We start from the raw sequence: 20,944 nt of genomic DNA on the forward strand, positions 1-20,944 counted from the left end.
CATGACCGACACCGCTCACCTCGAGGCCCATGCCACCGGGCATGACCACGCCAGCCACGTCCACGATCACCACACGCCCACCGGCTGGCGCCGCTGGGTCTATTCGACCAACCACAAAGACATCGGGATCATGTACCTGGTGTTCTCCATCGTTGCCGGCGTGATCGGTGGCTTGCTCTCCGGCGCCATGCGCATGGAACTGCAGGAACCCGGCATTCAGATCTTCCACGGTCTGGCTGCCATGGCCTATGGCCTTGAAGGCGATGCTGCCATCGACGGCGGCAAGCACATGTTCAACGTGTTCGTTTCCGCCCACGCCCTGATCATGGTGTTCTTCACCGTTATGCCGGCGACCATGGGTGGCTTTGCCAACTATTTTGCCCCACTGATGATCGGCGCGCCGGACACCGCCTTCCCGCGCATCAACAACGTCGCCTTCTGGCTCCTGCCCCCAGCGCTGCTGCTGACCATCCTCTCGATGTTCTTTGAGGGCCCGGCCGGTGCGCTCGGCTTTGGTGGCGGCTGGACCGCTTACCCGCCGCTCTCGACCTCAGGTCATCCCGGCCCGGCAACCGATTTCGTGATCTTCTCGCTGCACGTCGCTGGCGTCAGCTCGATCCTGGGTGCCATCAACCTCATCACTACCATTCTCAACATGCGCGCTCCGGGCATGACGCTGCACAAGATGCCGCTCTTTGCTTGGTCCGTGCTGGTGACCGCCTTCCTGCTGCTGCTGGCTCTGCCAGTCCTGGCTGGCGCCATCACCATGATGCTGACCGACCGTAACTTCGGCACCACCTTCTTTAATCCCGAAGGCGGCGGCGACCCGGTCCTTTACCAGCATCTGTTCTGGTTCTTCGGCCACCCCGAAGTGTACATCATGATCTTGCCGGGCTTCGGCATCGTCAGCCACATCGTGGCAACCTTCTCGCGCAAGCCGGTCTTTGGCTATATGGCCATGGCCTACGCAATGGTTGCTATCGGCTTCGTCGGCTTCGTTGTGTGGGCTCACCACATGTACACGACCGGCCTCAGCCTCGACGTCCAGCGGTATTTCGTTGCCGCCACCATGGTGATCGCGGTGCCGACGGGCGTGAAGATCTTCTCCTGGATCGCCACCATGTGGGGCGGCTCAATCACCTTCCGCATTCCTATGCTCTGGGCCATCGGCTTCATCTTCCTGTTCACCGTTGGCGGTGTGACCGGCGTGGTGCTTGCCAATGCCGGTGCGGACCGTGCCCTGCACGACACCTATTACGTGGTCGCACACTTCCACTACGTGCTGTCGCTCGGTGCCGTTTTCTCGATCTTTGCCGGCTGGTACTACTGGTTCCCGAAGATTTTCGGCTACATGTACAACGAGTTCCTCGGCAAGCTGCACTTCTGGGTCATGTTCATCGGCGTGAACCTGATCTTCTTCCCGCAGCACTTCCTTGGCCTTGCCGGTATGCCGCGCCGCTATGTCGACTACCCGGATGCCTTTGCCCTGTGGAACCGCGTTTCCTCGATCGGCTACTACGTCACCTTCGTTGCGATGATCATCTTCTTCTACGCGACCTGGGAAGCCGTTCGGAAGAAGCGCCTCGCCGGCGACAATCCATGGGGTGATGGTGCGACGACTTTGGAATGGACTCTGAGCTCGCCTCCGCCGTTCCACCAGTTCTCGACCCTGCCCAAGATGGACAGCAAGGACGCCCACTAAGCACTCGTTTTGATCAAGCGGACCGCGCCAGGGCGCGGTCCGCAAATAAAGGAAAGAGCTTTGACTTCAATCGACGACAACAGGGATTTTGCCGCCATGACTGGCGGAGCACGCGTGGAGGATTACCTCGCGCTGCTGAAGCCCCGTGTCATGTCGCTGGTGGTCTTCACTGCTCTTGTTGCCATGCTGGTGGCGCCCGGCGGCATCAACCCGATTGTCGGCTTGATCGCCATAGCCTGCATCGCCATCGGTGGCGGCGCCTCGGGCGCGCTCAACATGTGGTATGATGCCGATATCGACGCCATCATGAGCCGCCGCACGCAGAACCGGCCCATCCCCTCCGGTCGTGCGACCCGAGGCGAAGCTCTGGCTTTCGGCATCATCCTCTCGGTCTTTTCGGTGACCCTTCTGGGTCTTGCCACCAACTGGGTGGCCGGTGGGCTTCTGGCCTTCACCATCTTCTTTTACGTCGTCATCTATACGATGTGGCTAAAGCGCTCGACGCCGCAGAACATCGTCATCGGTGGCGCAGCAGGCGCCTTCCCGCCCATGGTCGGCTGGGCCGCAGTCACCGGCACGATCGGCTGGGAAAGCGTCGTCCTCTTCCTGATCGTCTTCCTTTGGACACCGCCACACTTCTGGGCGCTCGCACTCTATAAGCAGGGCGACTATGGCGCTGCCGGCATCCCGATGATGCCCAATGTCGCCGGCGAAAAGTCCACCAAGGTCCAGATCTTCGTTTATTCGGTCATCCTCGCTGCCGCCGGCATGCTGCCGCTGCTGCTCGGCTTTGCCGGCTGGATCTATGGCGCCGTAGCTGTAGTGACCGGCCTGAGCTTTGTCTGGCTGGCGCTGCGCCTGCTGCGCGCACCCGACAGCATCACCATGCGCAAAACCGCGCGTACCCTTTTCACCTATTCGTTGAGCTATCTCTTCGTGCTGTTCCTGGCACTGCTCACCGATACCATCGCCCTTCGGCTCGGAGTAATCTGATGTCCAGCGAAACCGGCGCCAAGCTCGTCCCCAATGGCCTGACCCCGAGCAGGACGCTGCCTTCCGCAAGCAGCGCCGCCGCCGCTCCCTGGCGCTCGCCGCTGCCCTCGCGCTTTTCGCGCTGACCTTTTACGTACTGACCATCGTCAAGATGGGTCCGGCGCTTTTCGATCGGTCGCTCTGATGACGGACGCACTTCTCGCCATGCACGAAGAACGTGGGCGCAAGAACAAGCGCGTTGGCGTCATGCTGAGCGGCCTTGCGGTCGGCATGGTCGGCCTCGCCTTCGCATCCGTGCCGCTTTACCAGCTCTTCTGCCAGGTCACCGGCTATGGCGGCACAACCCAGGTCGCGTCCGATAACCCTAAGGGCGTAATTGCGCGGGAAATGACCACACGGTTCGACGTGAACGTCGACACCGCTCTGGCATGGACGGTGCAGGCTGCAAAGCCGCTCAAGGACCAAATTGGCCGCGTCGACACGGTCAATTATATCGCCACGAATAATTCCGACAAACCGGTTACCGGCCAGGCAATCTTCAACGTCGTTCCTGAAAAGGCCGGCGTCTACTTTAACAAGATCGAGTGCTTCTGCTTCACCGAGCAGACGCTTCAGCCTGGCGAAACCGTCGAAATGCCCATCGTCTTCTTTGTCGATCCCGATCTCGACAAGAACCACGAACTGGCAACCGTCAAAGAGATTACGCTCTCTTATACCTTCTACGCTTCAGACAACGAGGGAAGCTGAACATGGCCACCATCGAAAAAAACCATGACTATCATATGGTTGAGCCCAGTCCGTGGCCATTCTGGATCTCTGTCGCCGTCTTCGTGATGATGATCGGCCTGATCTCCTGGCTGCACTTCGATACCTGGCTTCTCTTTGCCGCAGGGTTCCTTGGCGTCCTGTACGTCATGTTTGCCTGGTGGTCCGATGTGGTCAAGGAAGCCGAAAACGGCGTTGACCATACCCCGGTCGTCCAGATGCATCATCGCTATGGCATGATGCTGTTCATTGCTTCCGAAGTTATGCTGTTCGTGGCCTTCTTCTGGGCCTATTTCGACGGCTTCTTCCGCCTTGACGACGTCGAGCAATATGCCCGCGTCGCCGCGACCGGTGGACATTGGCCGCCGGCCGGCGTCGAAGTGTTCGACCCCTTCCACCTGCCGCTTTTTAACACGCTGATCCTTCTGACCTCCGGCACCACGGTGACCTGGGCGCATCACGCCCTTCTCGAAGGCGACCGCCAGGGTCTCCGTTGGGGTCTGGTGTTGACCGTCGCCCTGGGTGCGCTCTTTACCTGCGTCCAGTACCTCGAATATAGCCATGCCGGCTTCTCCTTCACCGGCAACATGTATGGCTCGACCTTCGTCATGGCGACGGGCCTTCATGGCTTCCACGTCCTGATCGGTACCATCTTCCTCCTGGTTTGCCTCGTTCGCGCCGAAATGGGTCAGTTCACCACCGAGCGTCACCTGGGCTTTGAATTTGCCGCCTGGTACTGGCACTTCGTGGACGTCGTCTGGCTCTTCCTCTTTGCCTCCATCTATGTGTGGGGCAGCTGGGGCGTGCCGCTGAACCACTAGCGGAACACAAAAATTCGAAGAGGGCGCGGCGAGGCTGCGCCCTTTTTCTTTGGAGCTCAAAGCGTGTCAGCACCGTCCCCGTCCACAGCCCTGCGCAACCTCCGTTGGTCCGATTGGCTCTTCGCCATCGTTATGCTGACGCTGGCTGTGGTCTGTGCTTTCCTGGGCAACTGGCAGATGCAGCGGCTTGGCGAAAAGGAAGCGTTGATCGCCGCTGTCGACAGCCGTCTTGCGGCCGAACCCATCCCGGCGCCCGCAGCCGAACAGTGGGACGGCCTCGTCATGGACGAGTGGAACTTCCAGCCCGTCACACTCACCGGCACTTACCGCTACACGCAGACGGTGACGGTTTTTACCAGCCTCTCCACCCCGCGCGGCCGCTTCTCGGGTCCAGGGTATTGGGTCGTGACGCCCTTCGAGCTCGACGGCGGCGGCACGGTCTTCGTCAATCGCGGCTTCGTTCCGCAGGACTACCAGGAGCAGGCGGCGCTCGGAGACCTGCACGGCGACGATCCCGGATCGGTGACTGTTGTGGGGCTCTTCCGGCCCGGGGAAGCCATCGGCATGATGGCGCCTGAACCCGACATGTCCAATCGCATCGAATGGGTGCGTAACCCCGAGCGCCTGGCCGCAATGGTCGACCCGCAACTGGCGCCCTTCGCCCCCTTCTATGTCGACCTTCTGGCCGGCGGCGAGGGCGACCTGCCGCAGGGCGGCGAAACCGTGATCGCCTTCCCCAATAGCCATTTCGGCTATGCGCTCACCTGGTATGGCTTTGCCATTATTGCAGTCGTCATGGTCGGCGCCTGGCTCTGGCAACGCAGTCGCCCCGCGCCGCAGGCACCTGAGCTTGCGGCTACGCGCCGCTTTGACTAGGTTGCACCAATTCTTAAAGGGCCCTTTTCCCCTATGCAGTTTGTTTCTACGCGTGGCCAGGCGCCAGCGCTCGGTTTCTCCGACGCCGTCCTGGCTGGTCTCGCCACCGATGGCGGGCTCTATGTGCCGGCAAGCTGGCCGCAGATCAGCTCGGACGAGATCGCCAGTTTTGCCGGCAAACCCTATGCCGAGGTCGCCTACGCCATTATCTCGCGCTTCACCGAAGGCGAGATTGCGGCGGACAAGCTCAAGGAAATCATCGACGGCGCTTACGCCACCTTCCGCCATCCTTCGATTGCGCCACTGGTCGAGCTGGAGCCCGGCCACTTCGTGCTGGAGCTGTTCCACGGCCCTACCTTGGCCTTCAAGGACGTGGCCATGCAGTTTCTAAGCCGCATCATGGATCACATTCTGGCCGAGCGCGGGCAACACGCGACCATCGTCGGCGCGACGTCTGGCGACACGGGTTCGGCAGCCATCGAAGCCTTCCGCGGCCGGCAGACCACCGACATCTTCATCCTTCATCCGCGCGGCCGCACCTCGGAAGTGCAGCGCCGGCAGATGACCACGGTGCTCGACGACAACGTCCACAACATCGCCATCGAAGGAACCTTCGATGATTGCCAGGATGCGGTGAAGGCGATGTTCAATCATCACGCTTTCCGCGACCGCATGCGTTTGTCAGGCGTCAACTCCATCAATTGGGGCCGCATCGTCGCGCAGATCGTCTACTATTTTACCGCTGCCGTGTCGCTTGGCGCGCCGAAGCGCAAGGTGAGTTTCTGCGTGCCGACCGGCAATTTCGGCGACATCTTTGCCGGCTATTGTGCCAAGCAGATGGGCCTGCCGATCGAGCGCCTGGTGATCGCCACCAATGCCAACGACATTTTGCGCCGCACTTTGTCCACGGGACGCTACGAAATGGAGGGCGTCGCGCCAACCATCAGCCCGTCCATGGATATCCAGATATCGTCCAACTTCGAACGGCTGCTGTTTGAAAGCGCTGGTCGCGATGCACAGGCCGTCAACCAGATGATGGGGGCGCTTAAACAGTCGCGCGGCTTCGATTTGCCGGAGCAATCGATCGCTGCCATCCGTCGCGATTTCGACGCCGGCACCACCGACGAAACGGCAACGCGCCGGGTCATTGCCGAAGCGCAGCAGCGGAGCGGCTATCTGCTCGATCCGCATACGGCTGTGGGCCTCGGCGTCGCTCTGGCTCTGCCGCATTCGGGGACGCCTATGGTCACGCTCGGGACTGCGCATCCGGCCAAGTTTCCGGCGGCGGTCAAGGAAGCATCCGGCATCGACCCGGCTTTGCCCGCCTGGATGAGCGACCTTTTCGGCCGGCCCGAACGGCTTACGGTGCTGCCCAACGAGCAGCGCCAGATTGAAGATTTCATCGCAGCCCGCAGCCGCGCGTGAACGAATAGACGAGCCGCGGCCTTTAACGCCGAAGGCTCAGGAGGACTGGTGTGAGCGTACAATCGACGACCCTGGAAAACGGCATGGTGGTGCTCACCGATGACATGCCGCATCTGGAAAGCGCTTCATTGGGTGTCTGGGTGAAGGCCGGCGCCCGCTCCGAGCGCAAGGCCGAACACGGCATTTCTCATCTACTCGAGCACATGGCCTTCAAGGGCACCAAGACGCGCTCGGCGCTGCAGATTGCCGAAACCATCGAGAATGTCGGTGGCGACCTCAACGCCGCGACCTCCATCGAACATACCGGCTACTTTGCCCGCGTCCTCAAGGACGATGTGGTCCTGGCCGCCGACATCCTGTCCGACATTCTGCAGAACTCGGTCTTCGACGAGGAAGAACTGGCCCGCGAACAGCAGGTAATCGTCCAGGAAATCGGCGCGGCGCGCGACAATCCCGACGATCATGTCTTCGACCTCTTTCAGCAGGCCGCCTATCCCAGCCAACCGATCGGTCGCACGATCCTGGGCACCGTGGATTCGGTGCGTGACTTTTCGCCCGAGACCATCCGCAAATATATGCGCCGCAATTATGTGGGCGATCACATGGTCATCGCGGCCGCTGGCAATGTCGACCACGAAGGTCTCGTGGACGTTGCCCGCGCCCGCTACGCCGATCTTCTGCCTAATGGTGCGCCCGATCCGCAGCGCGCCGAATACAAGGGCGGCCAGGAGCGGCTGATTTCGGACCATGAGCAGGCCCATATCGTCCTGGGTTTCGAAGGCCGCGCCTATAACTCGGACGGGTTCTACGCCGCGCAGGTTTTGGCCTCGATTCTCGGCGGCGGAATGAGCTCGCGTCTGTTCCAGGAAGTGCGCGAAAAGCGCGGCCTTTGTTATTCGGTCTATTCCTTCCACTGGGCCTTCGCCGATAGCGGCGTTTTCGGCGTAGCCGCGGCGACGGGCGAAGACGAAGTTGGCGAATTGGTGCCGGTGATCCTCGATGAGCTGAAGCGCGCCACCGAAAGCATCAGCGACGAGGAAGTGGTGCGCGTGCGCAACCAGATTCGCGCCGGTCTGCTGATGTCGCTCGAAAGCCCATCGGCCCGTGCCGGCCAGCTCGCGCGCCAGCAGATTCTTTGGGGCCGTCCGATCCAGATGGCGGAAACGGTCGAGCGGATCAACCGCATCACTGCCAACCGCGTCCGCGAAGTCGCCGAGCAGATTTTCTCGGCACCGTCGCCGACCGTGGCCGGGATCGGACCGATCAGCGGCCTCGCCGATGTGGAAAGCATCGGCGAAATGCTGCGCGGGTAATTTCCGATGCTGTGGCCCTGGTCATCCCCGGCGCCGTTTATCACCCTGCGCGGTCCGCGCCTGTCGCTGCGGCTGCCGCAGATGCATGACTATGCGCAGTGGTATGCCCTGCGCCGCGCGAGCCAGGATTTCCTTCGTCCCTTCGAGCCTCGCTGGACCGAACTCGATCTGCAGCGCCGCGTCTTTGCCATGCGCGTGCGCCGCGCCCGCGAAGAGGCGGAGGAGGGGACGGACTATACATTCTTCCTGTTCCGCGGAGAAAATGGCGTGGAAACCCTGGTCGGCGGCATCACGCTTTCCAACATCCGCCGGCGCGCCGCCCAGTTCGTCAGCCTTGGCTATTGGATGGGCCAGAACTATGCGGGCAAGGGCATGATGACCGAGGGCGTAGCGATCGTCGTGCCCTTTGTGTTCGAGACGCTGGACCTCCACCGCATTCATGCGGCATTTTTGCCCACCAACGCGGCGTCGCGGCGCGTGCTGGAAAAGAACGGCTTCGTCGAGGAAGGCTTCGCCAAGTCCTACCTGCAGATCAATGGCCGCTGGGAGGACCATGTATTGATGGGCCTCAATCGCGAGCGCTGGGAAACCTCGCGTTTCGCGCAGCGCCAAGGCTGGGTCGCTTAGCCGGTGTTGCCATTGCGCAACATGGCTCGGCGCTTGTGGCGCAGAACAATCTCCCGTACCAAGTTAGCGCCGCTGGAGGTCGCCACCACTTGCCTCTTTGGGCTTGCTGCACTTTCCGGGATCGCCGCCACAAAGAAGCCTAGCGCAGGAATTAGCTGCACCTGATGCGTCATCTGTCTGTCTTCGCGTTTCTCCTCGCAATCGCGCTGTTCTGCCTTGCCCCGGCCCGGGGATTCGAGGTCATTTCGGTCCCCGAGGATGTCAACGCCGTCAATCTTTCCGACGTCATCGAAGTGGTGCCTGGGCAGGGTGGACGCGTTCAGCTTTCGACCGCTCCGGACGCCGACGGCATCATTCGCCGTATCGAGGTGGTGGCCGGAAACCCGAACACCAATCCGTTCTTCGCCCTGATCGCATTGCGAAATGACAGCGACCAGCAGATCCAGCGCCTGCTGGTGGCGCCCTTCTTCCGGCTGCCGGGTTCAGGGGTTTTCCAGCCCGATCTGGGCGCCGCTCGTATTGCCGCGGTGACCCCGAGCGCCGGCATCCGGCCGGAGCGTATTGCGGATCCCGAGAGCGACGTTTTCGAGGTGACGCTCGACCCTGGCGCCACCATGACCGTGGTGGCCGAACTCTCCTCCCCGCGCCTGCCCGAGCTTTATCTCTGGGAGCCTGGCGCTTATCGCGATTATGTCAACTCCTTCACCTTGTTCCGTGGCGTGGTGCTGGGCGTGGCGTCACTGGCGGCCGTGTTCTTGACCATCATGTTCGTGGTCAAGGGTCGCGGCGTGTTCCCGGCGACGGCCGCTTTTGCCTGGGCCGTTTTGGCTTACCTTTTGATCGATTTCGGGCTGCTGGGCCGTATTCTCGGCCTATCCGCCTCCGGCATGCAGCCGCTGCGTGCAGCGGCGGAAGCTGGACTGGCGACGACGCTAGCGGGCTTCCTTTTCATCTACCTCAATCTTCACCGCTGGCACCTGCGCTTCATCCATCTGGCGCTCGGGCTCGGAGCGCTGTTTCTCGCGCTCTTTGCCTTTGCCTTCTTCGACCCATCCATTGCCGCAACGATCTCCCGCCTGGTCATGGCTCTGCTCGGCATTTCGGGCTTCTTCTTGATCCTGCTCCTGGCACTGCGCGGCTACGATCGGGCCGTGCTCCTCGTGCCCACCTGGATCATCTATATTGCGCTCTTGTTCTATGCCTGGCTGGTGATCTCGGGGCAGGTCACCAATGACGTTGCGCAGCCTGCTGTTGCGGGTGGCTTGGTGCTTATCGTCATGTTGCTTGGCTTCACGTCGGTGCAGCATGCCTTTTCGGAAGGGCAGGTGACGATCGGCACGTTGAGCGAAGTCGAACGCCGCGCCCTGGCGCTCACCGGTTCCGGCGATTTCGTTTTCGACTGGAACATCGAGCGCGACCGCGTCACGGTCAGCGATGAACTGACCACGCGTCTGGGGGAGAAGCGTGGCGCCATGCGCGGCGCCATCAAGCGTTGGCTCGATCGTGTCCATCCCGACGATCGTGATCGCTTCCGCACCGCTTTCGACACTCTGGTCGAACTGCGACGCGGCAAGGTTTCGTCCGACATCCGCGTTGCCGGCCACGATGGCAATTATCGCTCCTTCCGCATGCGCGTGAAGCCGGTGCTCGGTGGTGACGGACAGGTCAACCGCATCGTCGGCACGCTGCAGGACGTGACCGAAGATCGGGCCTCGCGCGAGCGCCTGTTGCACGACGCGGTTCATGACAGCCTCACCGGCCTGCCCAACCGCCAGCTCTTCCTCGACCGCCTGGAACGCGCCCTTGTGCGCGCCAAGACGCCGGGCGGCACCAAGCCGGCCGTGTTCCTGATCGACATCGATCGCTTCATGGAGCTCGAAGAGCGGATCGGCCATTCGGCAGCGGACTCGGTGCTTCTGGCGATCGCCCGTCGTATATCCCGCATCATGCGACCGCTCGACACGGTGGCGCGGATCACCGGCGACCAGTTCGCCGTCATCCTTGCCTCCGAACAGGCTGCGGCCAAGATTGCGGAAACCGCCGAGCAGATCCGTAAGGCGCTCAAGGCACCGTTCAACTTCGGCGATCGCGATCTGACGCTGACCGCTTCTATTGGTGTCACCATTTATGACAGCAACCCGGTGGGCGCGCCCGATGTGCTTCGCGATGCCGAACTCGCCATGTATTACGCCAAGCGCCTCGGCGGCGACCGCATCGAGGCCTATCGCGCCTCGGCACGATCGATCGCCTCCTACAACAAGGCCAGCGAGGAAGATCTCGAGCGCGGCATGACGCAGGGCGAACTGCAGGTGCAGTTCCAGCCGGTGATGGATATCACGACCCGCAAGATCGCCGGGGCCGAGGCGCTGATGCGCTGGCTGCACCCGACGCGCGGCATCGTCCCGCCCAGCGAGTTCATTACCCTTGCCGAACGCTCTGGCCAGATCGAGCGGCTGGGCCGCATCGCCTTTGAGCAGGCCGCGTTTCAGATGCGCGACTGGATGACGACGATCCAGAGCATGCCGGAAGACTTCTTTGTTTCGGTGAACCTCTCACCCGGCCAGCTGGCAGATCGAAGCCTCCTCAACGACATCAGGGCGGTGATCGGTGACAACCCCGGCATCGCCAATCACCTCAAGCTGGAGCTGACCGAGTCGCAGGTGATGACCAATCCCGAGCATTCCGCTTTCATGCTAGAGGCTCTGCGCGGCATGGGCCTGGGATTGGCGCTCGACGATTTCGGCAACGGCCACTCGTCGCTTAGCTATCTTCACCGCTTTCCATTCGACACGATCAAGATCCCGGCTGATTTCGTCTCCATGGGCGACAACAAATCGCTCGGCCACACGCAGGCGCCGATCATCAAGTCCATCGTCACCCTGGCGCAGGACCTTGATCTCATGGTGATTGCCGAGGGCGTCGAAACGCCGGGCGACATCGAACTGCTGAAGGGTCTCAATTGCCGCCTGGGGCAGGGCTTCGCCTTCGGCGCGGCCATGACCGCGCCAGAATTTGGCAAGCACCTGGCGGCGCAGCTCGCGAAGTAATTGCTAGCCGTGGCCGGCTTCTGAACTCAGCGTCGCTCGGGTGATATGAAGGCTGGCCAGGGCATGATCGTATCGGTCCTCGACCGGCACATCGAAGATCAGCTCGCGGTTAAACGGCACCGTCAGCCAGCCATTGGCGGTGATCTCGCTTTCGAGCTGCCCGGCGCTCCAGCCGCAGCAGCCCAGGGCAAAGAGCGAGCGCTTGGGCGCAGGACCGAAGGCCATGGCCTTGAGCACATCCAGCGTGGCGGTCAGCCCTACTTCCTCGGTGACTTTATAGGTGTTGCCGCTGTGGTAATCGCCACTGTGCAGCACGAAGCCGCGGCCTTTTTCTACCGGACCGCCACGCATCACGGCACGCTGGCGAATGCTGTCCGGGAGGCGAATGACCGCGTCCGGATCGCCGAGATCGAGCTCGTCGATGATATCGGCAAAGGTGAGATTGGCGAGCTCGTGGTTGACGACGAGCCCCATGGCGCCCTCGGCGCCGTGCCCGACGACGAGGATGACGCTTTCCGCGAAACGCTCGTCTTCCATGTCGGGCATAGCGACGAGAAATTGGCCTTCGAGTGAATTCATGCCGCTAATGTAAGCGCCGCGCTGCCCTGTGCCAAGCTTGCCAGCAGGCAGCAAGGCTTCACGAAGCCATGAAGCCGGGGTGGGTGTTCGTTCACCTTTTCCTGCGTTAATTCCGCGCTATGCGTTTACCCGTCCTCGCCAGTGCCGCGCTTGCTCTGATCGCTCCTGTCGGCGCTGCAGAAACGCCATGGCAGGAGGTGGCGCCGGGCGTGGCGATGCGTCTCATCAGTACCGGCGAGATCACTGACGGCGGCGAAACCCTGGTCGCGCTTGAGCTAGACATGCCCGACGACACCAAGACCTATTGGCGCGTGCCCGGGGAAACCGGTCTTCCCCTGGATCTTGATTTTACCGCATCTACGGGCATCGGCTCCCATCGGGTGCTGTGGCCGTATCCCTTGCGCGAGGACAAGAACGGCTATCTCGACTACGTTTATTACGGCCACACGGTCCTGCCGCTCGCCATTGACGTGACCGATCCGGCGGCGCGACTGGACGTCGCCATTACACTTGGAGTTTGCTCCGATATCTGCATCCCGGCACAGGCCCGTTTCGCGCTTCCCATCTTCGATAAGAAGCCGGATCGACCGAGCGCGCTGCGCATTCGGCAGGCGCTGGCCGAGGTGCCACTGGCTTGGGACGGAAGCGGCGAGCCAATTGGTGACGTCGAAATGGCTGGTGAGCAACTTGCAGTAGAAGTCGCGCCGGATCTGTTGGATTCTCAAAGCCTGATTGCGGCGACAGACAGTGGCGAAACCCTTTTTGGCGCGCCGCAAAAAGTCCGCAAGCCGGATTAGTGCTCCTTCCCATCCTGGGCAAAACCGACAATAGTGCCCTCGACGGCATGGATGTGGAACTCACCTTCATGACCGACAGGGGCGCCTATATGGTGAGCCGGTCGATCGAGGCTGGCGACGGGGTGGATACGGTTTCGATCAACGACGAGGGCGAGCCCGGTCGATGACGAGCCGGGACGAAACGAAGCTTGGCGGCACGTGCTGCCGGTATATGGGGCATTTTCATCTATGATTGAACGCGGCGATGCGATCCCTTCGGTCGGGATCAAGCTGATCACAGCCTCCGGGATCGAAGACACGACCAGCGATGCTATTCTCGGGCAAGGCACGGTCGTGCTGTTTTCCGTCCCCGGTGCCTTTACGCCAACCTGCCACGTCAACCATTTGCCGAGCTTTATCTCCAACGCGGCAAAGCTCGAGGCTGCCGGCGTTAGCCGCATCGTCTGCGTCGCGACCAATGATCACCACGTAATGAAAGCCTGGGCCGAGGCCTCCAACGCGCTCGACACGCTGGACTTCATCGCCGATGGCAATGCCGATCTCGCGCGTGCACTCGGGCTCGACAAGGATTTTTCGAAGTCCAGCATGGGTGTGCGCTATGTTCGCGCCGCCATGATCATCAAGGATGGGATCGTCGGAGATGTGTTCGTGGAAGATGCGCCCGGCATCACGGCGACCGGCGCCCCAGCCATCCTGATGGCCCTCGAAGCCGCTGCCTAACCGTCAGGAGCCAGGTTCGACCATGACGACAACATTCACATCCGCGCTCCGCTTCTCCGCTCTCGGCGCCTTGGCAGCTTTGCTCGCCGGTTGCTCCATGGGCGGCATGATGGGCGGGGGTTCTGCAGCGAACGCGAACCTTCAGAACGCTACGGCCAGCCCGCAAGCGGTTGCGCAGGCTCAGACCAGCGCGCTGCCCGTGATCGCGACCGAATGCCCGCCGATCAAGGTGAGGCTCGGCGGCGAGGCCATGTATTATTACGGCGGTGGCCGGGCTGGCGACCCACGGTCCCTGCAATATCAAGGCGTTATCGACGAGACGTCGCGCAACTGCATCGTCTCCAACGGCAAGATCACGGTCAATATGGGCGCAAGCGGTCGCGTGCTGCTCGGGCCGGCGGGCACCCAGACTTCGATCAATGCTCCGATCCGCTTTGCCGTCGAGCGCGACGGACAGGCGATCTTTTCGGAAAAATACACCGTGGCCGTGCCGATCGTACCGCCGGCGCAGACGGCGGAATTCGTCAAGGTGGTGGAAAACGTCACCATCCCGTATCTGGGTGGTGAGACCATCACCATCTGGGTCGGTTTCGACACCAAGTAGCAAAAAGGCCCGGTTTCCCGGGCCTTTTCTTATTCAGCAGCCTTGGGAAGATCGACCGGCCGTTCCCACTTGAGGATCGGCTGGCGGGCGGCTCGTGTTTCGTCGAGCCGGCGGCGCGGGGCCTTGGTGGGAGCGGAGGTGAAGCGCGCCGAATTGCCGTCTTTTGCGTCCTTGGCCAGCTCCAGCATCACGTCGCAGAAGCGGTCAAGTGTTTGTTTGCTCTCGCTTTCTGTCGGTTCGACCAGCATGGCGCCGTGGACGACCAGCGGGAAATACATGGTCATCGGATGGAAGCCTTCGTCGATCATGGCCTTGGCAAAATCGAGGGTGGAAACGCCGCTGTCCTTGAGGAAGCTGTCGTCGAAAAGGGCTTCATGCATGGTCGGATAGTCCGGGAACGGCACCGAAAAAGCGTGTTCCAGCCGTGACTTGATGTAGTTGGCGTTGAGCACCGCATCCTGCGCTGCTTGGGCCAGACCATCGGCGCCGTGGCTCAGCATATAGGTGAGGGCGCGGACATACATGCCCATTTGGCCGTGGAAGGCGGTGACGCGACCGAGAGCATTTGCCTCGATGTGCTCGATAAGTTCAAGGCGGTCCTGGACCCCTTTGATGAACGGAACTGGAGCAAACGGCGCCAGGGCCGCCGAGAGCACGACCGGACCCGCACCCGGACCGCCACCGCCATGCGGGGTCGAGAAGGTTTTGTGAAGGTTGATGTGCATGGCGTCGATGCCCAGATCGCCCGGACGCACCACGCCCGCCCATGATGGCGTTGAAATTGGCGCCGTCGCAGTAGAAGAAGGCGCCGGCATCGTGCACCGCTTGCGCGATCTCGATGACCTGCGGTTCGAAGAGGCCGCAGGTGTTGGGATTGGTCAGCATGATGGCAGCGACATCCGGCGATAGCGCCGCCTTGACCGCTTCCACATCGACCGTGCCATCAGCGCGGGCGGGCACCGGCTTGACCGTGTAGCCGAGAAAGGCGGCGGTGGCCGGATTGGTGCCATGAGCGCTTTCGGGAACGAGGACGATCGTGCGATGCGCTTCGCCCTTGGCTTCCTGCGCGGCCTTGATCGCCATCATGCCGAGCAGCTCGCCATGCGCGCCGGCCTTTGGAGACAGAGCCACCGCAGCGGTGTTGGTCAAAGTAAGAAGCCAGTGGCTGAGCTCGTTCATGAGTTCGAGCGCGCCTTGCACCGTGGAGACCGGCTGCAACGGATGAATGTCGCTGAAGCCGGGGAGCCGCGCCATTTTCTCATTGAGGCGCGGATTGTGCTTCATGGTGCAGGAGCCAAGCGGATACATGCCCGAATCGATCGAGTGATTGAGCCGGCTGAGCCGCACATAGTGGCGCATGGCTTCCGGCTCGGTGAGGCCGGCCAGATCGAGCTTGCTCTTGCGACCGAAGCCGCCGAGGCGATCGGTGGCAAGGTCGACTTCTGGCAGGTCGACGCCGGAATGCTCGGTGTCGCCGATTTCAAACAGCAGCGGTTCGTCGGGCAGGAGAGCCGAGCCGGATGCCGAGGTGCCCAGGGTACCGATGCCGGTGGGACGGCCTTGTGTGTTCATGCTCATGCCAGCTCCTCCGCGAGCGCGGTGGTCAGTGCCTCGATATCGAGGTCCGTGGTCAGTTCGGTTGCGGCGAGGACCAGGAGGTTCTCGACCTCCGCATCGCCTGGCAACAGCCGGCTGGCTGGGACGCCGGCAAGGATGCCGCGCCGGGCGAGGCGCTCGACGAGAGGGGCGGCGGGTTCGCTCACGCGAATGGTCAGCTCGTTGAAGAAGGTGTCGTTGAGAACCTCGACGCCGGTCACTGCGGTAAGCGCGTCAGCCAGCTTGATAGCGCTGGCGTGGTTGAGCCGCGCCAGGCGCACAAAGCCGGCTTCCCCCAGGAGCGCCATGTGGATCGAAAAAGCCAGCGCGCAGAGACCGGAATTGGTGCAGATGTTGGATGTCGCCTTTTCGCGACGGATATGCTGCTCGCGGGTCGAGAGCGTGAGAACGAAACCGCGATTGCCTTCGGCATCGACGGTTTCGCCGCAGAGCCGCCCCGGCATCTGCCGGATGAAGTCCTTGCGCGTGGCCATGAGGCCAAGATAGGGCCCGCCGAAGTTGAGGGCATTGCCGATGCTTTGCCCTTCGGCAACGACAATGTCGGCACCCAGGGCGCCCGGCGCTTCAAGGAGGCCCAGCGACACCACTTCGGTGATGACGACGATCAGGAGGGCGCCCTGCGCATGGGCGGCCTCTGCGGCACCTTTAAGGTCCCGCAGGTGCCCGTAAAAGTCTGGCGTCTGGATGACGATGGCCGCGGTCTTGTTATCCACTTGGCTCAGGATATCGCCCTGGCCTTCCGGCGAGGGAGAGAGGCAGACAAGGTCAGGGTCGTCCTTGAGGTAGGCTTTGACCACGTCGCGGTAATGGGGATGGAGACCGCCGGAAAGAACGACCTTGTTCTTCTTGGTGATGCGGCGCGCCATCAGCACGGCTTCGGCCGTCGCGGTCGAGCCGTCGTAGAGCGAGGCATTGGCGACGTCCATGCCGGTGATCTTGGCGACCTGGGTCTGGAACTCGAATAGCATCTGCAGGGTGCCCTGCGAGATTTCCGGCTGGTAGGGCGTATAGGCGGTGAGCCATTCCGAACGCTGTATCAGGTGGTCAACGGTGGCCGGGACATGGTGACGATAAGCGCCGGCGCCCACGAAAAAGGGGCCATCGCCGGCCGCATGGTTCTTGGCGGCGAGGGCACGCATGTGGCGTTCGACCAGGAATTCCGGGCTGTGGGCCGGGAGGTCGAGGTCGAAACTGCGCAACGCGGATTTGGGAACGGCGCTGAACAGGGCGTCGATATCGGTGGCGCCGATAACGCCGAGCATTTCGGCGCGTTCGGCGGCGGAGTGGGGGAGATAGCGCATGGTTAGAGCGTCAGCTCCGCATAGCCATCGGCATCGAGCAGTTTCTCGATTTCGGAGGCTTCCGAAATCGCAATCTTGAACATCCAGCCCGTGTTTTCGGCGTCGGAATTCAGCGTTCCAGGCGCGTCGGTTAGCAGACTGTTAACCTCGACGACCTCTCCGGAGACCGGCGCATAGATCTCGGACGCAGCCTTGACCGACTCCACCACGGCAGCCTCGTCACCCTTCTTGAGAACGGTGCCGACGGCGGGCAATTCGACGAAGACGATGTCGCCCAATTGCTCCTGCGCGTAGTTGGTGATGCCGACGATGCCGGTTGAGCCTTCGATGCGGATATATTCGTGGTCTTGGGTGAACTTGGTGGTCATGGGAGCCTCAGAGCGATTTGCGGAAATAGCGGTGGGGAACGAAGGGGGTCGACGCGACCTCGGCCGGCTGGGCGCGGCCGCGGACAGAAACCTGAAGCTTGGTGCCGGGGGCGGTGAATGAAGGGGGACGAAGCCGAGGGCGATTGCCTTGCCCAGCGACGGCGCAAAGCCGCCGCTGGTGACGACGCCAACGGGCTGACCATTGCCATCGAGGATTTCGGCGCCTTCGCGCGCGGGCGCACCCTCCACCAGGAGGCCGACGCGCTTGCGGGAAAGCTGGCCCTCGCGTTCGGCAAGGATGCGCGTGGCGCCTGGAAAGTCGGCGGCCTCGGCGGCGGCGCTTGAAACGGCAAAGCCGAGGTCGGCTTCGATCGGGGAGATGGTTTCGTCGAGGTCATGGCCATAGAGCGGCAGACCGGCTTCGAGGCGAAGACTATCGCGGGCTCCAAGGCCGATGGGGCGAACGCGGGTATCGGCAAGAAGCGCGTCCCAGAGTTCGCTGGCGGCGCTGTTGTTGACCAGGATTTCAAAGCCATCCTCACCGGTATAGCCGGAGCGGGAGATGAGGAGTTCTTCTTGGCCCCAGGCGAATGCGCCGTGGGTCATGAAGCCGAGGTCTGCGGCTTGCGGCACAAGGGCGGAGAGGACGTTGACGGCTTCGGGACCTTGGAGGGCAAGGAGGGCATGGTCCTCGTCGGCACGGATCAGCCTCGCGCGCTCGCCCGCGGCCTGTTCGATGAGAGCGAAGTCGTGCTCCTTGGTGCCGGCATTGACCACAAGGTAGAGGCCGCCGGATGTCGCCGGGGATCGAGCGACCATGAGGTCGTCGATGACGCCGCCGGTCTCGTTCAAGAGCAGGGTGTAACGGACTTGGCCGGGGCGGAGGCCGGCAATGTCGCCACAGATCAGCGGCTCGATGACTGCCGATAGGGTGGCGTGATCCGCATCGGTGTCACCGCTGGGATCGGCCAGCACAAGGAAGGCGGGACCCATATGGCTGACGTCGAAGAGGCCCGCCTGTTCGCGCGTCCATTTATGCTCGGCCATGATGCCGGTGGGATATTGAACGGGCAGGGCATAGCCGCCGAACGGCACCATGCGGCCAAGGGCGGCAACATGTCGTTCAAAGAGCGGGGTCTGCTTGAGATTGTCGGCGCTATTATCGGCCATGAGCAACTCGGGGTTCGGGTGACACGACAAGATCCCGCGATGAAGCGGAATGTTCGTGCCCCCTCTGTCCTTGCCCTGAGAGATTTCCCAGCTGAGCGCCGGTTGCTCCTTCGGAGAGGCCCGAAAGCCTGCTTTCCAGAGTGTTTGACCCGACTGCGGTCCGTTTGCCTGAGAGTTTCCGGGGCGGTTGCTCCTTCGGCGCTGGCGCTGATGGCCAGTCTCTCCCGCAGTCGAGGGGACCATGCGGGAGATTTGGAGCGGGGTCAATCCTTATGCAGGGGTCGCTAACAGCCTTTGATTTGAGCAGGGTGGGGGCGCCCTTACCTCAGCTTGCTAGGGCCTATCGGCCCAGCGACGATCGACGAAGTGGGGCAATGCACACATGTAGAAGGCGCGACCCCACCCCACCCTCGTTCCCTCCCCCTCAAGGCGAGGGAGGCGATGAACAATCCCATCGCGCGTGTCTGCTGACCGGTGCATCGAGGGGAGGGGGATAAACACTGACCTCGGGCATGCGCTTCCCTCCCCTTGAGGGGGAGGGATCGAGGGTGGGGTGGTTTAGGGAGTGGAGGCTTGCGTGCCACGCCCTCGTCCTTCGAGGCTGCGCTGCGCTTCGCATCTCAGGATGAGGGCTACTGGTCGATGGGTTCGATGCAAAGAAAAAGGCGGGCACTGCTGCCCGCCTTTAGAGATCAAAACACAGAGCCGTTTAGTTCAGGCGATTGCCGACATCGGCGATAGCGGCGTCGACGACGCGGTTGCCGTTGCGGTTCATCTCGTCGGACAGGACGGTGCGGGCGGCCTCGATGGCGAGGTCGGCGGAGCGGGCGCGAACTTCGGCGATGGCCTGGGCTTCGGCCTGGGCGATCTTGTCTTCCACGGCCTTGGTGCGGCGGGTGACGAGATCGGCCAGCGAGGCCTGAGCTTCAGCGGTGAGACGGGAGGCCTCTTCGCGGGCAGCGGCGACGATGCCTTCGGCTTCCTTCTCGGCCGACAGACGCTTTTGTTCGTATTCGACCAGCAGGGCCGCCGCTTCCGAGCGCAGGCGCTTGGCTTCGGCGATATCGTCCTCGATCTGGCGGATGCGGCCATCGAGCATCTTGCCGATAATGCGCGGCACGCCGAAGGCGACCATCATGCCGAGGAAGATGACCAGGGCAACGGTGGCAAAGAAGCTGTTATCCAACCATTCTGGCATAACCATTATCCTTTCACCTTCGCTACGGCCGCGCGAACGCTCTCGGGCGAGACTTCGCCGACGAGCTGGGCGACCACGGCCTGGGCCGTTTCCGCCGCGATCTCGTCCACATGGGTAAGGGCTTCCGCCTTGGTCCCGGCAATGCGGGCTTCGGCAGCGCTGACCTTGCTGGCAAGATCGGTTTCAGCCGCAGCGCGCTTGGCGGCGAGATCCGCATTGATGGCTTCGCGGGTCTGGGTGGCGATCGCCTGAGCATTGCTCTTGGCGGCAGCCAGCGCCGACTCATAGGAAGCGATCGCCGCATCGGTCTTGGCGCGATCGGCATCGGCCGCGGCCAGATCGGCATCGATCAGGGCCTTGCGGTTTTCGAGGATCCCCCGAGACGCGGCAGCGCCACCCGGCTCATCACTACATAAAGCGCGCCAAAGGTAATGGCGAGCCAGAGCAGCTGGCTGGGGAACGTCGCCGGATCGAAGGGCGGGAACACGCCATGCGACTCGTCGGCATGAACTTCTGCGGTCGAATGGGTATCGGCCGTGGGATCATGGCCCGTTGCGCCGGGAACCGGCTCGCCATGGGAGGCGTCAACCGCCTGATCGAGGTTCTGCTCGGTCGGCGTTTCCGCTTCCTGAGCGAAGACTTGCGTTACCATCTGGTCGAGGTCCCGTTAAATGCAGTTCATCCGACCAGGGCGGTCGGAGGAAGAAGCGCAGCCGGACGAGAGCCCGGCCGCGGGATCGGCGTCGGTCGCGAAATTAGGCGACGAACAGCAGGATCAGGGCAACCAGGAACGAGAAGATGCCCAGAGCTTCGGTCACGGCGAAACCGAAAATCAGGTTACCGAACTGGCTCGGAGCAGCCGACGGGTTGCGCAGGGCACCCGACAGGAAGTTGCCGAAAATGTTGGCCACGCCAATGGCGGCGCCAGCCATACCGAAACAAGCAATACCGGCACCGATGAACTTTGCGGCTTCAGCTTCCATTTTGTAGTCCTTTCAAGCGACTTGGGTTTCCGGCGGGC

At 62.4% G+C, this 20,944-nt stretch carries 21 protein-coding genes, 1 pseudogene and 1 riboswitch; of the genes and pseudogenes, 14 read left to right on the forward strand and 8 right to left on the reverse strand.

Annotated features, from left to right (window positions below):
• Nucleotide 1 precedes the first annotated feature (1 nt).
• The 10 genes from ctaD (at nucleotide 2) to G5575_RS07010 (ending at nucleotide 11,569) form a co-directional block, all read left to right on the forward strand.
• Nucleotides 2-1,702 carry a cytochrome c oxidase subunit I gene (gene ctaD / locus G5575_RS06970; protein WP_164533619.1) on the forward strand — a complete coding sequence of 567 codons (1,701 nt, stop codon included), beginning with the start codon at nucleotides 2-4 and terminating at the stop codon, nucleotides 1,700-1,702.
• A 96-nt stretch (nucleotides 1,703-1,798) separates the two neighbouring features.
• Nucleotides 1,799-2,695: a heme o synthase gene (locus tag G5575_RS06975; protein WP_164533773.1), complete on the forward strand. Its 897-nt coding sequence runs from the start codon at nucleotides 1,799-1,801 to the stop codon at nucleotides 2,693-2,695.
• Nucleotides 2,695-2,820, forward strand: coding sequence for a hypothetical protein (locus tag G5575_RS21035; RefSeq protein WP_268904376.1), 126 nt, complete (start codon nucleotides 2,695-2,697; stop codon nucleotides 2,818-2,820). The genes G5575_RS06975 and G5575_RS21035 overlap by 1 nt, the downstream gene beginning before the upstream one ends.
• Nucleotides 2,821-2,878: 58 nt before the next feature.
• Nucleotides 2,879-3,442, forward strand: coding sequence for a cytochrome c oxidase assembly protein (locus tag G5575_RS06980; protein WP_235935647.1), 564 nt, complete (start codon nucleotides 2,879-2,881; stop codon nucleotides 3,440-3,442).
• A gap of 2 nt (nucleotides 3,443-3,444) precedes the next feature.
• On the forward strand, nucleotides 3,445-4,281 hold the full coding sequence (locus G5575_RS06985; protein ID WP_164533620.1) for a cytochrome c oxidase subunit 3: 837 nt from the start codon (nucleotides 3,445-3,447) through the stop codon (nucleotides 4,279-4,281).
• Between the two features lie 63 nt (nucleotides 4,282-4,344).
• Entirely contained in the window at nucleotides 4,345-5,157 is an 813-nt protein-coding gene (locus G5575_RS06990; RefSeq protein ID WP_164533621.1) for an SURF1 family protein, read from the forward strand.
• 33 nt (nucleotides 5,158-5,190) lie between these two features.
• Complete coding sequence (thrC, locus tag G5575_RS06995) at nucleotides 5,191-6,582, forward strand: threonine synthase (RefSeq protein WP_164533622.1); 1,392 nt, start codon at nucleotides 5,191-5,193, stop codon at nucleotides 6,580-6,582.
• A 50-nt stretch (nucleotides 6,583-6,632) separates the two neighbouring features.
• Nucleotides 6,633-7,895, forward strand: a complete 1,263-nt coding sequence (locus G5575_RS07000; protein WP_164533623.1) for a M16 family metallopeptidase — start codon at nucleotides 6,633-6,635, stop codon at nucleotides 7,893-7,895.
• A gap of 6 nt (nucleotides 7,896-7,901) precedes the next feature.
• The gene (locus tag G5575_RS07005) at nucleotides 7,902-8,522 is read left to right on the forward strand and encodes a GNAT family N-acetyltransferase (RefSeq protein ID WP_164533624.1); all 621 of its coding nucleotides are present in this window, start codon (nucleotides 7,902-7,904) and stop codon (nucleotides 8,520-8,522) included.
• Nucleotides 8,523-8,686: 164 nt separating this feature from the next.
• Nucleotides 8,687-11,569, forward strand: a complete 2,883-nt coding sequence (locus G5575_RS07010; RefSeq protein WP_164533625.1) for an EAL domain-containing protein — start codon at nucleotides 8,687-8,689, stop codon at nucleotides 11,567-11,569.
• A gap of 3 nt (nucleotides 11,570-11,572) precedes the next feature.
• On the opposite strand, the gene G5575_RS07015 is transcribed toward G5575_RS07010, so the two are convergent.
• Nucleotides 11,573-12,148, reverse strand: coding sequence for a YqgE/AlgH family protein (locus G5575_RS07015; RefSeq protein WP_164533626.1), 576 nt, complete (start codon nucleotides 12,146-12,148; stop codon nucleotides 11,573-11,575).
• A 119-nt stretch (nucleotides 12,149-12,267) separates the two neighbouring features.
• Here G5575_RS07015 and G5575_RS07020 point away from each other — a divergent pair, with 119 nt between their 5' ends.
• The 4 genes from G5575_RS07020 (at nucleotide 12,268) to G5575_RS07035 (ending at nucleotide 14,269) form a co-directional block, all read left to right on the forward strand.
• Nucleotides 12,268-12,945: a protein-disulfide reductase DsbD domain-containing protein gene (locus tag G5575_RS07020; RefSeq protein WP_164533627.1), complete on the forward strand. Its 678-nt coding sequence runs from the start codon at nucleotides 12,268-12,270 to the stop codon at nucleotides 12,943-12,945.
• The gene (locus G5575_RS07025; protein ID WP_164533628.1) at nucleotides 12,945-13,112 is read left to right on the forward strand and encodes a hypothetical protein; all 168 of its coding nucleotides are present in this window, start codon (nucleotides 12,945-12,947) and stop codon (nucleotides 13,110-13,112) included. Before G5575_RS07020 ends, G5575_RS07025 begins: the two co-directional genes overlap by 1 nt.
• Nucleotides 13,113-13,173: 61 nt before the next feature.
• The gene (locus G5575_RS07030; RefSeq protein WP_164533629.1) at nucleotides 13,174-13,665 is read left to right on the forward strand and encodes a peroxiredoxin; all 492 of its coding nucleotides are present in this window, start codon (nucleotides 13,174-13,176) and stop codon (nucleotides 13,663-13,665) included.
• A 22-nt stretch (nucleotides 13,666-13,687) separates the two neighbouring features.
• Nucleotides 13,688-14,269 carry a hypothetical protein gene (locus G5575_RS07035; RefSeq protein WP_164533630.1) on the forward strand — a complete coding sequence of 194 codons (582 nt, stop codon included), beginning with the start codon at nucleotides 13,688-13,690 and terminating at the stop codon, nucleotides 14,267-14,269.
• A gap of 29 nt (nucleotides 14,270-14,298) precedes the next feature.
• Here G5575_RS07035 and gcvPB read toward each other — a convergent pair.
• The 7 genes and pseudogenes from gcvPB to G5575_RS07070 all read right to left on the reverse strand — a co-directional run bounded on the left by gcvPB (nucleotide 14,299) and on the right by G5575_RS07070 (nucleotide 20,906).
• A pseudogene (gene gcvPB, locus G5575_RS07040) lies at nucleotides 14,299-15,847 on the reverse strand (aminomethyl-transferring glycine dehydrogenase subunit GcvPB).
• A complete protein-coding gene (gene gcvPA, locus G5575_RS07045) occupies nucleotides 15,844-17,187 on the reverse strand; it encodes an aminomethyl-transferring glycine dehydrogenase subunit GcvPA (protein ID WP_164533631.1) in 1,344 nt (447 codons plus the stop codon). The pseudogene gcvPB and the gene gcvPA overlap by 4 nt, the downstream one beginning before the upstream one ends.
• A gap of 2 nt (nucleotides 17,188-17,189) precedes the next feature.
• The gene (gcvT, locus tag G5575_RS07055) at nucleotides 17,190-18,725 is read right to left on the reverse strand and encodes a glycine cleavage system aminomethyltransferase GcvT (RefSeq protein ID WP_328765884.1); all 1,536 of its coding nucleotides are present in this window, start codon (nucleotides 18,723-18,725) and stop codon (nucleotides 17,190-17,192) included.
• Nucleotides 18,726-18,871: 146 nt separating this feature from the next.
• A riboswitch (glycine riboswitch) is annotated at nucleotides 18,872-18,962 on the reverse strand.
• A gap of 472 nt (nucleotides 18,963-19,434) precedes the next feature.
• Complete coding sequence (locus G5575_RS21040) at nucleotides 19,435-19,923, reverse strand: F0F1 ATP synthase subunit B family protein (protein WP_164533633.1); 489 nt, start codon at nucleotides 19,921-19,923, stop codon at nucleotides 19,435-19,437.
• Between the two features lie 5 nt (nucleotides 19,924-19,928).
• Nucleotides 19,929-20,366, reverse strand: coding sequence for a F0F1 ATP synthase subunit B family protein (locus G5575_RS20170; protein WP_328765916.1), 438 nt, complete (start codon nucleotides 20,364-20,366; stop codon nucleotides 19,929-19,931).
• The gene (locus tag G5575_RS20175; protein WP_235935648.1) at nucleotides 20,273-20,575 is read right to left on the reverse strand and encodes an ATP synthase subunit B family protein; all 303 of its coding nucleotides are present in this window, start codon (nucleotides 20,573-20,575) and stop codon (nucleotides 20,273-20,275) included. The genes G5575_RS20170 and G5575_RS20175 overlap by 94 nt, the downstream gene beginning before the upstream one ends.
• 103 nt (nucleotides 20,576-20,678) lie before the next feature.
• A complete protein-coding gene (locus tag G5575_RS07070) occupies nucleotides 20,679-20,906 on the reverse strand; it encodes a F0F1 ATP synthase subunit C (RefSeq protein WP_046108093.1) in 228 nt (75 codons plus the stop codon).
• Between the last annotated feature and the right edge of the window lie 38 nt (nucleotides 20,907-20,944).

The sequence above is a fragment of the Devosia aurantiaca genome (assembly GCF_011058215.1).
Classification (GTDB): Bacteria; Pseudomonadota; Alphaproteobacteria; order Rhizobiales; family Devosiaceae; genus Devosia; species Devosia aurantiaca.